Source organism: Metabacillus sp. 22489, from assembly GCF_052044855.1.
GTDB classification, from domain to species: domain Bacteria; phylum Bacillota; class Bacilli; order Bacillales; family Bacillaceae; genus Metabacillus; species Metabacillus niabensis.
This window is the reverse complement of sequence record NZ_JBQENT010000129.1, coordinates 1-597: the sequence shown is the minus strand read 5'-3', so window position 1 is coordinate 597 and position 597 is coordinate 1. Positions and strand designations below refer to the sequence as shown.

Below are 597 nucleotides of genomic sequence, written 5' to 3'. Positions count from 1 at the left end.
TTTCATCCACTTAAGATTCATCTTACCGCCGCCCTTTCGATTGTTGTAAATTCTAAATTATTTTCTAGGTTGGTTAACAACTAACCAACCTTTTGTCTCGCATAACTATTGTTGTTTTACCTTGAGTTTATTCTTCTTGAACACGTGTTCTTTTATTGTATTACATTACCTCTATATGGATCTTGACTTTGCATGTAGTTAGAAAATTGCTGAACCGATTGTTGAATAGTTTGTGGAGTTTCTTTTTCCAAACCGTACCATCCGTTTTTAAACATTAAGTTATATAGATTGCGGTGACAGTCTTCTGTTTCTTGGGAAACAGACGCTATTGTACGATACAACGATTCATGGCTAGCTTCTTTTAATGCAGTCGAGTATGAGGAAGATATATATTTTTCCGTAGTTAAGGCATCGTTTAGAAAATCTCTATCGTTCATTTGCGGCGTCTTAGGGACTGGTGTTTCAGGATTTTTAATCCTGTTTGGAGTATTATTTTCCACTATAGTTTCCTCCTTATTGATTCATATTTTGTGAAGGTTGAGTTACATACTGTTGCATCTGTTGAAGCAGCTGTTGATAGTGTCGATCATGCATTTG

1 protein-coding gene is annotated in these 597 nt (G+C 35.5%); it reads right to left on the bottom strand.

Going from position 1 to position 597, the window contains the following annotated elements; all coding sequences use genetic code 11:
- Window positions 1-152: 152 nt before the first annotated feature.
- Window positions 153-500, bottom strand: coding sequence for a spore coat protein (locus tag ACTJJ9_RS26390; RefSeq protein ID WP_174752363.1), 348 nt, complete (start codon window positions 498-500; stop codon window positions 153-155).
- Between the last annotated feature and the right edge of the window lie 97 nt (window positions 501-597).